We start from the raw sequence: 13,888 nt of genomic DNA on the forward strand, positions 1-13,888 counted from the left end.
GCGAAAGCGTCGGGTCAGTTGACGAATTTGTCGCTGATCCACCGCATTCGCGAGCAGGCTCGCTCCCACAGTTTTTTCACCGCACCGCCAGGCATCAGTCGATGCCGACAAACCCGCCGGTCTGGTGCGCCCACAACCGTGCATACAAGCCACGATGGGCGAGCAGTTCGGCGTGGGTGCCGCTCTCGGCGATCTTGCCGTTTTCCAGCACCACCAGACGGTCCATGCGCGCGATGGTCGAGAGACGGTGGGCGATGGCGATCACGGTTTTGCCCTGCATCAAGGTCTCGAGGCTTTCCTGAATCGCCGCTTCAACCTCCGAGTCCAGCGCCGAAGTGGCTTCGTCCATGATCAGGATCGGCGCGTCCTTGAGCAGTACCCGCGCAATCGCGATGCGCTGGCGCTGACCGCCCGACAGTTTCACCCCGCGCTCGCCGACATGCGCATCGAAACCGGTGCGGCCTTCAGCGTCGGACAGCAGTGGAATGAACTCATCGGCGCGAGCCTTGTGCACCGCCTCCCACAGTTCGGCGTCGGTGGCGTCGGGTTTGCCGTAAAGCAAGTTGTCGCGGATCGATCGGTGCAACAGCGAGGTGTCCTGAGTGATCATGCCGATCCGCGCACGCAGGCTTTCCTGGCCGACGTCGGCGATGTTCTGCCCATCGATCAGGATGCGCCCGCCCTCGACGTCGTATAGGCGCAGCAACAGGTTGACCAGGGTTGATTTGCCGGCGCCGGACGGGCCGATCAAACCGATTTTTTCCCCCGGTTTGATGTTCAGGTTGAGGTCGCCGATGATCCCGCGCTTCTTGCCGTAGTGAAAATCCACGTGCTCGAAACGCACTTCGCCCGAGGCCACGGCCAGCGGTTTGGCCTGCTCGCGGTCGGTGACGCTGACCGGTTGCGAAATGGTGCGCAGACCGTCCTGGACCATGCCGATGTTTTCGAAAATGCCGGTGACCACCCACATGATCCAGCCGGACATGTTGACGATACGAATCACCAGGCCGGTGGCCAGGGCAATCGCGCCGACGGTGATCAGCGACTGCGTCCACAGCCACAATGCCAGCGCCGTGGTGCCTACGATCAGCAGGCCGTTCATCGCGGTAATCGCCACGTCCATGCTGGTCACCACGCGACCGGCCATCTGCGCTTTGACGGTCTGTTCTTCGATGGCTTCCTTGGCGTAGTGCTGTTCGAAGTTGGTGTGGGCGAACAGTTTCAGCGTGGCGATGTTGGTGTAGCCGTCGACGATACGGCCCATCAATTTCGAGCGCGCGTCAGAGGCTTCCACCGAACGCTCTTTCACGCGCGGCACGAAGTAATACAGCGCGCCGATGTAGGCAACGATCCAGGTCAGCAACGGGATCATCAGGCGCCAGTCGGCTTCGGCGAACAGCACCAGCGAGCTGATCGCATAGATCACCACGTGCCACAGAGCATCCACCGCTTGCACGGCGGAATCGCGCAGCGAGTTGCCGGTCTGCATGATGCGCTGGGCGATGCGCCCGGCGAAGTCGTTCTGGAAGAAATTCAGGCTCTGCTTGAGCACGTAACTGTGGTTCTGCCAGCGGATCATGCTGGTCATGCCGGGGCTCAGGGTCTGATGCACCAGCAGATCGTGCAGGCCGAAGAAAATCGGTCGCAACACCAGGGCGACCACCAGCATCCAGGTCAATTCGAGGGCGTGGTCGCTGAAGAAATTCGGGTTGGGCGTGCCTTGGGCCAGATCGATGATGCGGCTCAGGTAACTGAACAGCGCTACTTCGATCAACGCGGCGAACAGGCCAACCACGAGCAGGGCGGCGAAGCTCGGCCAGACCTGCTTCAGGTAATAGGTATAGAAGGGCCAGACGCGGTCCGGCGGAGACGCCGTCGGGGCGTCGCGGAAGATATCGATCAGTTGTTCGAAACGGCGATAGAGCATCAGATAACCGCCCGGAATCCGGGCTCTCCTTTTATCAGTGCGAGCGGCGCAGGCTCAGCCCCACGCCGCTCGATATGCCCGGCGAAACTCAGTCGATGCGCTTGGCAGACTTGATGATCACAGGGTCGACAGGCACGTTTTGCATGCCGCTTTTGGTGGTGGTCTGCGAGTTGACGATGATGTCCACGACATCCATGCCCTTGACCACTTTGGCGAACACCGCGTAACCAGCGTCACGGCCCGGATCGAGGAATGCGTTGTCGGCAACGTTGATGAAGAACTGGCTGGTCGCCGAATCAGGGTTGGAAGTACGCGCCATCGACAGGGTCCCACGAACGTTGTGCAGGCCATTGCTGGCCTCGTTCTTGATCGGCGCCTTGGTTTCTTTCTGTTGCATCTGCTGGGTGAAGCCGCCGCCCTGAGCCATGAAGCCCGGGATCACGCGGTGGAAAATGGTGTTGTTGTAGAAACCGCTGTCGACGTATTCAAGGAAGTTCTTCGTGCTGATCGGTGCCTTGACCGGGTCCAGTTCGATTTCGATCTGGCCGTTGGTGGTGTCCAGCAGCACGTGGGGCGCCTTGGCCGGGGTAGCAGCCATCAGGTTGGCGGCAAACAGTACGGAGCCGGCGGCGAGGGCGAGTTTTTTCAGCATGGGTCAGTGATCCTGAGAGTGAAGGTCGGCTGTGGCGAGAAAATCCAGCAGCGTTTGATTGAAGCGTTCGGGTTGATCGAGCGGGGTGGCATGGCGCGAGTCGGCGATGACCACCAGCCGCGCATCCGGCAACAGTTTTACATAGGTTTCTTTTAACGCCACCGGTGTGTAGTCACGGTCGGCGCTGATGACGAGCGTTGGACAGGACACCCGGGAAAGTCGTTCCTGAACGCCCCAGCCCACGATCGCATCGAAGCTGGCGAGATAAGCACGTTTGTCGTTTTTTGCCCAGCGTTCGGCCATTTTCCGTCGCAGATCGGCCTGTTCCGGCTTGGGGAAAAGTTTGCTGCCGAGGGCTTTGCCGATGGTTTCCAGGCTGAGCAGGCGCATCAGGCTCCAGCGTTTGAACCACTGCCAGTAGTCGTCGCGGGTGCGCAATTTGACTTGTGGCGCGCTGTTGACGATGGTCAGGCTCTTGAGCGCCTGAGGCTGATCGACGGCCAGTTGAAAGCCGATCATCCCGCCCATCGACAGCCCGACGTAGTGCACCGGGCCGAGGCGCAGGTGCTCGATCAAGGCCAGCAGGTCGGCGCTGAACCCGGCAATGCTGTAGCGCTCGCGGGGTTTGTCCGAGCGCCCGTGGCCGCGAATGTCCGGGACGATTACCCGGTAGTGCGCGGCCAGCGCCGGGATCTGCATTTCCCAGTCCAGGGTGCTCGAGCCGAGCCCGTGAACCAGCAGCAACGGCGCACCGTGGCCATATTCCTCGTAGTGCAGGTTGCAACCTTCGTGCTCGAAATACGCCATCGGTGAACTCCGTGTCAGGCTTGTTCAGGTGCGGCGAACGGTGCGTCCAGCGGCAAGGTGTCGAAGGTGCGCAGCAGTTCAATGAGGATTTGCGTGGCCGGGCCCAGGGGTTTGTCCTTGTTCGAATACAGATAGAAGCTCGAATTGCGGCTGCCGCCTCGATCCAACGGTAGCAGCTTGAGCGAACCATCCTTCAATTCGCGGTCGATCATGTGCCGCGGTAGCCAGGCAAATCCCAGGCCGCTGCTGACAAAGGTCGCGGCGGTGGCGAGGCTGCCGACGGTCCAGCGCTGCTCGGCGCCGAGCCAGCCGACATCGCGCGGTTGCTGGCGACCGGAGTCGCGGATCACCACTTGCATCTGGGTTTCCAGATCCTGAAAGCTCAGCTCGCGGTTGAGCCGATGCAGAGGGTGATCAGGATGGGCAACGGCGACGAACTCGACATCACTCAATTCCGCACCCAGGTAGCCGGGAATGCTCAGTCCGGTGATTGCCAGGTCCGCCACGCCTTCGAGCAGCACTTCCTCGACGCCCGACAACACTTCCTCGCGCAGACGCACGCGGCAGCCGCGACTCTGCGGCATGAACGCGGTCAGGGCACGGACGATCCGCGCGCTCGGGTAGGCCGCATCGACCACCAGCCGCACTTCCGCTTCCCAGCCTTGCTCCATGTGATGGGCGAGGTCTTCGAGTTGGCTGGCCTGTTTGACCAATTGCCGCGAACGGCGCAGCAATACGCCGCCGGCCTCGGTGAGCACGGCTTTGCGCCCGTCGATGCGCAGCAACGGCACACCGAGCTGATCCTGCATGCGGGCGACGGTGTAGCTCACCGACGATTGCGAACGGTGCAGGGCCTCGGCGGCCTGGGCGAATCCGCCGTGGTCGACCACGGCCTGCAACGTTCGCCATTGATCAAGGGTCACGCGGGGCGCTTTCATCAATAGCTCCTCTTGTCCTAAGCTGGCCGTCCCTCATGGAGACTGCCGAATGAAAAAATTCTGTTGTGTGGTGCTGGCGCTGCTGCCGTTGACCGCGTTTGCCTATCCGATCGATGTGCAAAAGGATCTCAACGGCATGAAGATCGACTACGAGACTTACGACACGGACAACGACATCGGCTCGATCCGCGTGGCCAACTACGGTGATGTCGACGCGACCTGCCGTGCGGTGTTCAGCAACGGCCCGGAAGCACCACGCACGCGCAGCATCGATGTGCCGGCCGGCAAGCATAAAAACGCCACGGCGAAGTTCACCCGCGAGATCATCAAGCTGCGCATCAAACTGACCTGCACCCCGAAATAACGCTATTTCCCTGTGGGAGCGAGCCTGCTCGCGAGGACGGAGTGTCATCCAGAGATGATGTGACTGACATTCCGCTTTCGCGAGCAGGCTCGCTCCCACAGGGGATATGGGTCTAGCTTATAAACGAATTTATCGATGGGTTACAGCGGATATTTGCGCTTTTTCATCGATTCAGCTCTGTTTAACCTTCACTCCATCGACTTACAACATATTCGGATGGAGGCTACACACCATGTCCCGCGTTCTGATCATCGAAAGCAGTGCCCGCCAGCAAGACTCGGTTTCCCGTCAATTGAGCCAGACCTTCATCGCTCAGTGGAAAGCCGCACACCCTGCCGATCAGATCACCGTGCGTGACCTCGCCGCGAACCCGGTGCCGCATCTGGACGCCAACTTGCTGGGCGGCTGGATGAAGCCCGCCGAGCAGCGCAACGACAGCGAACAGGCGTCGCTGGACCGCTCCAACCAATTGACTGATGAACTGCTTGCCGCCGACGTGCTGGTGCTGGCTGCACCGATGTACAACTTTGCGATCCCGAGCACGCTCAAGGCCTGGCTTGACCATGTGCTGCGTGCCGGGGTGACCTTCAAGTACACCGAAACCGGCCCGCAAGGTCTGCTCAGCGGCAAGCGCGCCTTTGTCCTGACCGCTCGCGGTGGTGTGTATGCCGGTGGTCCTGCGGATCATCAGGAACCGTACTTGCGGCAGGTGATGGGTTTCATCGGGATCAACGACGTGACTTTTATCCATGCTGAGGGCATGAACCTGGGCGGTGACTTCCAGGAGAAGGGCCTGAATCAGGCCAACGCCAAACTGTCTCAGGTCGCTTGATCGGTTAATCGCCAGATAATCGCCGATTGTTTAAGTGACCTGGCGCAACCCCTTCAAGGTTCCACGCGCATCGAACCTCCCTTTGCACTTTTGCTCCTGAGTGCTGTAGCCCGATTGAACGCTTTAGCGAGATCGGGCTTTTTTTTGTCTGCGATTTGACGAAAACACATAGCTCGTTGTGGGAGCGAGCCTGCTCGCGAAAGCGGTGTCTCAGAAAAGTATCTGCCGTCTGACTCGCTGCCTTCGCGAGGAGCCGCGCTCCTACCGGTTATTTGTGTTTCCGGCTATTCGCAGTGAGCGGCAAAACCCGCTATCGTCGCCGCCATTCGATTTTCGAGGCGAGCATGGGCTATCTACTTTTTGTCACGCTGATCCAGGCGTTTTCCTTCAGTCTGATCGGCGAATACCTGGCCGGGCATGTCGACAGTTACTTCGCGGTGCTGGTGCGTGTGGTGCTGGCCGGGCTGGTGTTTATTCCGCTGACGCGCTGGCGTTCGGTGGAGCCGGCGTTCATGCGTGGCATGTTGCTGATCGGTGCGTTGCAGTTCGGGGTCACTTACGTCTGCCTGTACCTGAGCTTCCGCGTGCTGACGGTGCCGGAGGTGTTGCTGTTCACCATTCTCACGCCGCTGCACGTGACGTTGATCGAAGACGCGCTGAACCGCCGCTTCAACCCGTGGGCATTGATTGCTGCGCTGGTGGCAGTCGGCGGTGCGGCGGTGATTCGCTTCGACAGCATCAGTCCCGACTTCTTCATGGGCTTCCTGCTGCTGCAACTGGCCAACTTCACTTATGCCGCCGGGCAGGTCCTGTACAAGCATCTGGTGGCGAAGCATCCGAGTGATCTGCCGCATTACCGCCGCTTCGGTTATTTCTACCTCGGTGCATTGGCGGTTGTGCTGCCAGCGTTCCTGTTGTTCGGCAAGTCGAACTTTCTCCCGGAAGCGCCGTTGCAATGGGGCGTGTTGCTGTTTCTCGGACTGGTCTCGACTGCGTTGGGTCTGTACTGGTGGAACAAGGGCGCGTGCATGGTCAACGGCGGAACACTGGCGGTGATGAACAACCTGCACGTGCCGGTGGGATTGCTGTTGAATCTGCTGATCTGGAATCAGCATGAGGAACTGGGGCGGTTGTTCCTTGGCGGGGGTGTGATTCTGGCAGCGGTGTGGATCAGCCGGTTGGGCATCCGCAGATCCCCGGCCGCCGCATAACCCCTGTGGGAGCGAGCCTGCTCGCGAAGGCGTTGGGTCAGATAAGTATGGGTCGACTGACACATTGCATTCGCGAGCAGGCTCGCTCCCACATTGGATCTTTGGGTTACATCAGGTGTTTTTCCGGCTCGGGAATACTCGCCGAGCCCAGCACCGCCGGCAGCAAGCCTGCGCGCAAATCCCCGCCACTCGGCTGTTGATACAGACTCAAGCCAAACTCCGGCAACACCGCCAGCAGGTAATCGAAAATATCCCCCTGAATCCGCTCGTAATCGGCCCACACCGTGGTGCGGGTGAAGCAGTAGATTTCCAGCGGAATGCCCTGCGCGGTGGTTTGCATCTGCCGGACCATGCAGGTCATGTTCGGCTGAATCTCCGGGTGACTCTTCAGATACGCCAGCGCATAGGCGCGGAAGGTGCCGATATTGGTCATGCGCCGGCGGTTGGCCGACATCGCCGCGACATTGCCCTGGGCCTCATTCCAGGCCTTGAGCTCGGCTTTCTTGCGGCCCATGTAGTCGGTCAGCAGGTGCACCTGCGAGAGCTTTTCTTCCTCGTCGTCGCGGATGAAGCGCACGCCGCTGGCATCGATGAACAGGCTGCGCTTGATCCGCCGACCGCCGGACTGCTGCATGCCGCGCCAGTTCTTGAACGACTCGGACATCAGCCGCCAGGTCGGGATCGAGACGATCGTCTTGTCGAAGTTCTGCACTTTGACCGTGTGCAACGTGATGTCGACCACGTCGCCATCGGCGCCGACTTGTGGCATTTCGATCCAGTCGCCGACCCGCAGCATGTCGTTGCTGGTCAGCTGCACGCTGGCGACGAATGACAGCAGGGTGTCCTTGTAGACCAATAGAATCACCGCCGACATCGCACCCAGCCCCGACAGCAGCAACAGCGGCGAGCGGTCGATCAGGGTGGCGACGATGATGATCGCGCCGAACACGTACAAAACCATTTTCGCCAGTTGCACGTAGCCTTTGATCGAGCGCGTGCGGGCGTGCTCGGTGCGGGCATAGATGTCGAGCAGGGCGTTGAGCAGGGCGCTGACCGCCAGCAGCAGGAACAGAATGGTGAAGGCCAGCGCGACGTTGCCGAGGAAATTCATCGCGGTTTTGCTCAGCTCCGGCACCAGGTGCAGGCCGAACTGGATCACCAGCGACGGCGTCATCTGCGCCAGTCGTTGAAACACCTTGTTGTGGCGAAAGTCGTTGATCCAGTGCAGCGCCGGCTGGCGGCCGAGCATGCGGCTGGCGTGCAGGATCAGGTAACGCGCCACCCGTCCGAGCACCAGCGCGATGACCAGCAGCACCAGCAGCGCCAGTCCCGATTGCAGAAGTGGGTGCTCTTCGAGCGTGCCCCAGAGGCCTTGGGCTTTGAGCCAGAGCTGTTTGATATCCATGAGCGAAACGTTTCTTCTGTAAGACGCGAGGGCCGATTAGAGCATTTAAGACGCTGTGTATTGCAGCGAGTGACAAATCGGGCAACAAAAAAACCACTGATTGTCGCCGTTTGCACAAAGAAACTCGGCCTGAGCGCTCGAAACCGGTAACCTATGCAGCTGTTTTTTTGCATATCTTCGAGGTAGCACCCGTGTTTTCCCAATTCGCCCTGCACGAACGCCTGCTCAAAGCCGTGGCCGAGCTGAAATTTGTCGAGCCAACGCCAGTGCAAGCCGCGGCCATCCCGCTGGCGCTCCAGGGGCGTGATCTGCGGGTGACGGCGCAAACCGGTAGCGGCAAAACCGCCGCTTTCGTCTTGCCGATCCTCAATCGCCTGATCGGCCCGGCGAAGATCCGCGTCAGCATCAAGACGCTGATCCTGCTGCCGACCCGTGAACTGGCCCAGCAGACCTTGAAGGAAGTCGAACGCTTCTCGCAGTTCACTTTCATCAAGTCCGGCCTGATCACTGGCGGCGAAGACTTCAAGGTGCAGGCGGCCATGCTGCGCAAAGTGCCGGACATCCTCATCGGCACCCCGGGGCGGATGATCGAGCAGCTCAACGCCGGCAACCTCGACCTGAAAGAAGTCGAAGTGCTGGTGCTCGACGAAGCCGACCGCATGCTCGACATGGGCTTCGCCGAAGACGTGCAGCGTCTGGTCGATGAGTGCCCGAACCGTCAGCAGACCATGCTGTTCTCCGCGACCACCGGCGGTTCAGGTCTGCGCGAGATGATCGCCAAGGTCCTGAACAACCCTGAGCACCTGCAGCTCAACGCCGTCAGCCAGCTCAACTCGACGACTCGCCAGCAAATCATCACCGCCGACCACAATCAGCACAAAGAGCAGATTGTGAACTGGCTGCTGGCCAACGAGACCTACCAGAAGGCCATCGTCTTCACCAATACCCGCGCCATGGCCGACCGCATTTACGGCCGTCTCGTGGCCCAGGAATACAAGGCGTTCGTGCTGCACGGCGAGAAAGACCAGAAGGATCGCAAACTGGCGATCGATCGTCTGAAGCAGGGCGGCGTGAAGATCCTCGTCGCCACTGACGTTGCGGCCCGTGGTCTGGACGTCGACGGTCTGGATCTGGTGATCAACTTCGACATGCCACGCAGCGGCGACGAATACGTGCACCGCATCGGTCGTACCGGCCGCGCCGGCAACGATGGCCTGGCGATCTCGCTGATCTGCCACGGCGACTGGAACCTGATGTCGAGCATCGAGCGCTACCTCAAGCAGAGCTTCGAGCGCCGCACCATCAAGGAAGTCAAAGGCACCTACGGCGGGCCGAAAAAGGTCAAGGCTTCGGGCAAAGCCGTCGGCGTGAAGAAGAAAAAGACCGACGCCAAGGGCGACAAGAAGAAAACCGCCGCCAAGACGCCGACCAAGCGCAAGAGCGTCAACCGTCCAAAGCCGGATTCTCTGGTGAGCAGCGACGGCATGGCCCCGCTCAAGCGTCGTAAGCCAGCCGAGCCTGCGGCTGAGTAAGCTTTAGCAGCGCATATAAAAAACCGGACATTGTCCGGTTTTTTTTCGCCTCAACTGTCGGCTTTTTTCTCTGCCGACCCCAGTTCCTTCAGACGCTGATCGATCAACTGGCATTTGTCCGGCAGATCGGCGCTGGCCGTGCCCAGATCCATTTTCTGCAGCTCGGCGTTAATCTCCTTGGCTTTTTCCGGATTCTGCTCGGTGAGCTTGGAGACTTCCTTGGCCAGTTGTTCGCGTTTGATCGTCGCCTCTTCCGGCGTGCAGGCCCAGACGGGCAGGGCGCAGGCAAGGGTGGCGGCGAGGGACAGCTTGATCAGGGTTTTCATGGGCAGGCCTCAGTTCCGGTTAAGGCGGGTTAACCGGTTGAGGGCTGAAGCCTGGTAAAAGTTCAGAAACTGTGGGGGCAGGGTTGCGCTCAATCGGCATGGCAGCAGCCCGACTTCGGCGCACCGTCATACCGATCATGATGCCGCACCCATTCCATGATCTCGTCCTCGTTCCTGCCTTTGGGCGTCAGATCAAGGTAGTGGTAAGCGCCAACCAGCATGTCCAGACCGCGCGCGTATGTGGAATAGGTGTGGAAAATCTCGCCTTCGTCATTGCGATAGAACACGCTCAGCCCCGGCATTTCTTCCTCGGCGCTGTCGGTTTTTTCGTAGTTGTAGGTAGCCTTGCCCTCGGCGACGTCCTCAGCGCGGGCGCAGACGCCGAAGTCGTAATTGAAATCGCAACCTTCTGACGAGACCCAGTCGAACTTCCAGCCCATCCGCTTTTTGAAGTCCTGAAACTCGTTGAATGGCGCATGGGAAACTGCAACCACCGCGACGTCGTGATGGGCCAGGTGCTGGTTGGCGCCATCAATGTGGTCACTGAGGAACGAGCAGCCCTGACAGCCCTGCTCCCAGCCTTTGGCAAACATGAAATGGTAGATGATCAACTGGCTGTTGTTGCCAAACAGATCGTTGAGCTTCAGTTCGCCGTTCGGACCTTGGAAGTGATAGTCCTTGTCGACTTTCACCCACGGCAGGGCGCGGCGCTCGGCGCTTAGGCGATCACGTTCCCGGGTGAAGGCTTTTTCGCGGGCCAGATGCTGCTGGCGGGCGGCGAGCCATTCTTCGCGTGATACCACCGGATGGTTTGTAACGTTCATGACGATGTCTCCTGCGGGTTGAACCGGCTGTTTCAGCCTAGTCGTTCATCGTGCGAGGGAATCGACAGCCGCCGGTCGGTCGGGTCCGGAAATACTGCTGAACGGCTGCGCAGCGCTTCGGTCACAACCTTGAAAGCGGCACAAAATCACCCGCACCGGAGGTTGGATCAGGATGACGACTTATAACTGGGATTTGATTGAACGTTTGCTGCATGAAGTGCAGAACAGCGCTGGCCACAGCTTCGCTCCCCGCGCTTATGCCGAAGACCATGCGGCCGAGAAAGCCAGCGCCGGCGAGCCGATCGACAATCTCGATCACTTGAAAACCCTGGCCTGTGATTATGAAAAGCTTTTGCTGGAGCGCGGATTCATCGAGCCACGGCCGGACCACGAGGGCAGTACTGGCAACAACTTCATTCTGACCCCGCGCGGCTCCAGCCTGCTGAGCCTGATCGACAGCAGCATCCCCGGCAACGACCATCCGCGTCAGGTGCTGGATGAGCAGGAGGATGCGCTGAATGAGGTGACGTTTGATGAAGTCGCCTCAAAGGCTCAAATCGCCTGAGCCAGTGAAATCCGCCCTGTGGGAGCGAGCCTGCTCGCGAAAACGGTCTGTCAGTGACATTTGAACTGTCTGACACTCCGCCTTCGCGAGCAGGCTCGCTCCCACAATGGGCCATTGGTTTATTCAAGGTTTTTGCGCGGCCTTCAGGCACTTGAGGTCATTGAAGTCCTTGCGCACGCCCTCGATTTTCTTCAGCAAGCGCTCACGCTGCTGCGGCGTGCTCTCGGCCATCAAGTCGACAAACAGCGAGCGCGCCTGGGCTTCGGTGTTGGCGTAGGCCTTGCGGTAATCCGCTGTCCACAACCGCTCGCGATTGACCAGAAGTGTCTCGATGCGTTGTGGGAATTCCGCGCTTTGGCGTTGCGCAACGGCGGCGCTGAACTGTTGCTGCCAGTGCGCGCGGTTGGCGATCCATTGGGTGTTCTGGTCGCCCAAGGCGTTGGTCCAGGCCACGACGCGTTGTTTCTGCGTGTCACTGAGCGGGCCTAGCCAATCGTTCAAGCGTTTTTCCATGCGCTCGCCGCGTTCCTTGATCTGTTCCGCTAACGGCGGTTTCACGTATTCCTGCTGGCGTTTGCGCAAATCCTTGGCAAACGCGTCGTTCATTTCCGCGACCTGTTTATCGTCCAGGCCTTGCAGCAGCTCGATGGCCGAAGGGGTGATTTCCCGGGCGGTGTCGGCGATGGCCTGCTTGGCTTCGGCGGTGCGTTCCTGCAGGGCGGCGTCGGTGACCTGATTGCTTTCGACCATGGCCTGTAAACGGTCCAGCCAATCGAGGTAGCCCGGTAATTGCGTGGTGCAGTGCCAGCTCAGGTGTTCCTTGAGGCGTTCGTTGAACCAGTCTTTCTGCTCGCCGTTCATGTCCACGTAATCGCTCAGCGACCACGGGATAATCACGTCGAGGTTGCGGTAGGCCAGGCCCACGCGGCTGCAAGCGCCGAGGGCGAGGGTGAAGATCAGCAGGGCGGCAATCTGTTTGAACCAGCGAGACATGGGCAAATCCTTGCGAGAGCCTGGCGTCGGAAATCTGATTCTTATGTGATGCAGGATGCGCGCGGCAGTTCAGCCGATCAATAGAACGTGCGTACAGCCTTGAGGGTGACGAGGCCGTCGCACTCGCTGTTGTGCCCGGAATAGGCCGAGCAATCACTGCCGCTGAGGCTGGAGTCGCTGTAGATCAGGTCAAGATCGACGCCCATGAACGGCCGCGACAGTTTCACCGACCAATCAGTGAAACTGCTGATATAGCCACCGTCCACCGCCGCCGGTGTATTCAACTGGTGCGTGGTGTATTTCATGCTCACGCCAATGCCGAACGGCTGATTGCCAGTGAGGTCGGCAAACAAGGTGTTGTTCTGTTTATCCGGGTCGTTGCTCAGGGCAATGCCGAAGCGACTGCCGAGCAGAGTCAGGCCACCAAACAGCTCCTGGCTGTCGAGGGTGTCCACGCGGGGATAGCTGTAATGGATCATCCCGACTTCATAGCCGAGCACCTGATCGAACGGCTGCTTGAAGCCGACGTAGGAATCGATCTCGAGGTTCTTGCCCGGGCTGATGCCCATGCTCGGCGCGTACTGGCCGAAATACACGCCGCTGTCGTGGCTCAGATCAAGGCCGCCGTGAAACGAGCCGACCGCCGCCGGCTTGACCAGTCCCTGGGCCATGCTGCGGCTGGGTGTGGTGCCTAGCTTGAGATCGAAATCACCCAGTTCACCCTGAAAAACCTGCGCGTGCGCGGTCGCGCCTGACAGCAGGCTGACGAACAATAAACAGGGAAATGGGCGCATGCGTCACTCCATGAACCGCGAGCGCAGGGCGAAGGCCTGCTGAAACGCTTGATCTAGACGCGTGCAAGGATACCGGCGAATGCCCGGCATTGATGGCCGTTCGTCGATTTTTGAGGATTTTTGTTTAAAGCGAAGGGGTGTTGCGCGGTGCCAGTCCAGGCGCTTCGAAGCTCAAAGCGCCTCTGGACGGGGTAAAACCGGTGTTACTTCTTGCCCAGGCTGATCTGCTTGGACGGGCCGAATGTCTGGCCACTGACGCCTTTGGCAATTTGCTGGATCTCGCCGCCGGACTTGAGGAATGCTGCGATCTGATCGTTGATCGATTCGCTGGTTTCAACGGCTGGAGCTGGCTTTGCTTTGCTGGTGGATGCTTTTACACGCATGGCGGCCATTAACCTTTAGAAAAGTAACTCGGCCAGGCATCGTACAGGAATAGCTTGACAATAGCTTGGTAAATATCCCCCGGAATAACCAAGCCCAGCGCTGCATTATTACCGGTTCGATACTTTAAATATGCCGCTAAGCTGCTGTTTTAAATAAGATCATGTGTGTGCAGCGTGGCAATCGGGCGCAGTCGCAAGCCGCTTGGGCGGACTGACGAGCGGCACCCCGTAGGGCAGTGATCAAGCAAAATCAACAGGTTGACGCAGATTTTCCGCTGCGAGGATCTGTCGCCCGACGTTGGCGGCAAAAACGGGTAGAATGCCGCCCACGTATT

The 13,888-nt window shown here is 59.7% G+C and carries 15 protein-coding genes; 5 read left to right on the forward strand and 10 right to left on the reverse strand.

Features of this window, described 5'->3' with window-relative positions; genetic code table 11:
- Positions 1-94 precede the first annotated feature (94 nt).
- The 4 genes from KVG87_RS09995 to KVG87_RS10010 form a co-directional block, all read right to left on the reverse strand.
- Positions 95-1,927 (reverse strand): ABC transporter ATP-binding protein, encoded by a 1,833-nt coding sequence (locus KVG87_RS09995; protein WP_217850551.1) that lies wholly within the window; start codon positions 1,925-1,927, stop codon positions 95-97.
- Positions 1,928-2,015: 88 nt separating this feature from the next.
- Complete coding sequence (locus KVG87_RS10000) at positions 2,016-2,579, reverse strand: peptidylprolyl isomerase (protein ID WP_041478824.1); 564 nt, start codon at positions 2,577-2,579, stop codon at positions 2,016-2,018.
- Between the two features lie 3 nt (positions 2,580-2,582).
- Positions 2,583-3,386: an alpha/beta fold hydrolase gene (locus tag KVG87_RS10005; protein WP_217850552.1), complete on the reverse strand. Its 804-nt coding sequence runs from the start codon at positions 3,384-3,386 to the stop codon at positions 2,583-2,585.
- 14 nt (positions 3,387-3,400) lie between these two features.
- Entirely contained in the window at positions 3,401-4,324 is a 924-nt protein-coding gene (locus tag KVG87_RS10010) for a PA3225 family LysR-type transcriptional regulator (protein ID WP_016771199.1), read from the reverse strand.
- Positions 4,325-4,373: 49 nt separating this feature from the next.
- On the opposite strand from KVG87_RS10010, the gene KVG87_RS10015 reads away from it, so the two are divergent.
- The 3 genes from KVG87_RS10015 (at position 4,374) to KVG87_RS10025 (ending at position 6,731) form a co-directional block, all read left to right on the forward strand.
- Positions 4,374-4,688 carry a hypothetical protein gene (locus KVG87_RS10015; RefSeq protein ID WP_016771198.1) on the forward strand — a complete coding sequence of 105 codons (315 nt, stop codon included), beginning with the start codon at positions 4,374-4,376 and terminating at the stop codon, positions 4,686-4,688.
- A 232-nt stretch (positions 4,689-4,920) separates the two neighbouring features.
- Complete coding sequence (locus KVG87_RS10020) at positions 4,921-5,520, forward strand: FMN-dependent NADH-azoreductase (protein ID WP_217850554.1); 600 nt, start codon at positions 4,921-4,923, stop codon at positions 5,518-5,520.
- A gap of 344 nt (positions 5,521-5,864) precedes the next feature.
- Positions 5,865-6,731: a carboxylate/amino acid/amine transporter gene (locus KVG87_RS10025; protein WP_217850758.1), complete on the forward strand. Its 867-nt coding sequence runs from the start codon at positions 5,865-5,867 to the stop codon at positions 6,729-6,731.
- Between the two features lie 106 nt (positions 6,732-6,837).
- Here KVG87_RS10025 and KVG87_RS10030 read toward each other — a convergent pair whose 3' ends face one another.
- Positions 6,838-8,136 (reverse strand): mechanosensitive ion channel family protein, encoded by a 1,299-nt coding sequence (locus KVG87_RS10030; RefSeq protein WP_056783642.1) that lies wholly within the window; start codon positions 8,134-8,136, stop codon positions 6,838-6,840.
- Between the two features lie 191 nt (positions 8,137-8,327).
- On the opposite strand from KVG87_RS10030, the gene KVG87_RS10035 reads away from it, so the two are divergent.
- Positions 8,328-9,668, forward strand: a complete 1,341-nt coding sequence (locus KVG87_RS10035) for a DEAD/DEAH box helicase (protein ID WP_024012040.1) — start codon at positions 8,328-8,330, stop codon at positions 9,666-9,668.
- A gap of 50 nt (positions 9,669-9,718) precedes the next feature.
- On the opposite strand, the gene KVG87_RS10040 is transcribed toward KVG87_RS10035, so the two are convergent.
- Both KVG87_RS10040 and KVG87_RS10045 read right to left on the reverse strand, forming a co-directional pair.
- Positions 9,719-9,994 carry a hypothetical protein gene (locus tag KVG87_RS10040; RefSeq protein WP_039761007.1) on the reverse strand — a complete coding sequence of 92 codons (276 nt, stop codon included), beginning with the start codon at positions 9,992-9,994 and terminating at the stop codon, positions 9,719-9,721.
- A gap of 89 nt (positions 9,995-10,083) precedes the next feature.
- A complete protein-coding gene (locus KVG87_RS10045) occupies positions 10,084-10,818 on the reverse strand; it encodes a DUF899 domain-containing protein (RefSeq protein ID WP_217850556.1) in 735 nt (244 codons plus the stop codon).
- A 172-nt stretch (positions 10,819-10,990) separates the two neighbouring features.
- Here KVG87_RS10045 and KVG87_RS10050 point away from each other — a divergent pair, with 172 nt between their 5' ends.
- Positions 10,991-11,383, forward strand: coding sequence for a transcriptional regulator (locus KVG87_RS10050; RefSeq protein WP_122611687.1), 393 nt, complete (start codon positions 10,991-10,993; stop codon positions 11,381-11,383).
- 123 nt (positions 11,384-11,506) lie between these two features.
- On the opposite strand, the gene KVG87_RS10055 is transcribed toward KVG87_RS10050, so the two are convergent.
- The 3 genes from KVG87_RS10055 to KVG87_RS10065 all read right to left on the reverse strand — a co-directional run bounded on the left by KVG87_RS10055 (position 11,507) and on the right by KVG87_RS10065 (position 13,562).
- A complete protein-coding gene (locus tag KVG87_RS10055) occupies positions 11,507-12,376 on the reverse strand; it encodes a DUF6279 family lipoprotein (RefSeq protein ID WP_217850558.1) in 870 nt (289 codons plus the stop codon).
- A gap of 77 nt (positions 12,377-12,453) precedes the next feature.
- Entirely contained in the window at positions 12,454-13,170 is a 717-nt protein-coding gene (locus tag KVG87_RS10060; protein ID WP_016771158.1) for a TorF family putative porin, read from the reverse strand.
- A 203-nt stretch (positions 13,171-13,373) separates the two neighbouring features.
- Complete coding sequence (locus KVG87_RS10065) at positions 13,374-13,562, reverse strand: PFL_1563 family small protein (protein ID WP_016985943.1); 189 nt, start codon at positions 13,560-13,562, stop codon at positions 13,374-13,376.
- Between the last annotated feature and the right edge of the window lie 326 nt (positions 13,563-13,888).

Origin of the sequence: Pseudomonas siliginis (genome assembly GCF_019145195.1) — a bacterium.
Lineage (GTDB): Bacteria > Pseudomonadota > Gammaproteobacteria > Pseudomonadales > Pseudomonadaceae > Aquipseudomonas > Aquipseudomonas siliginis.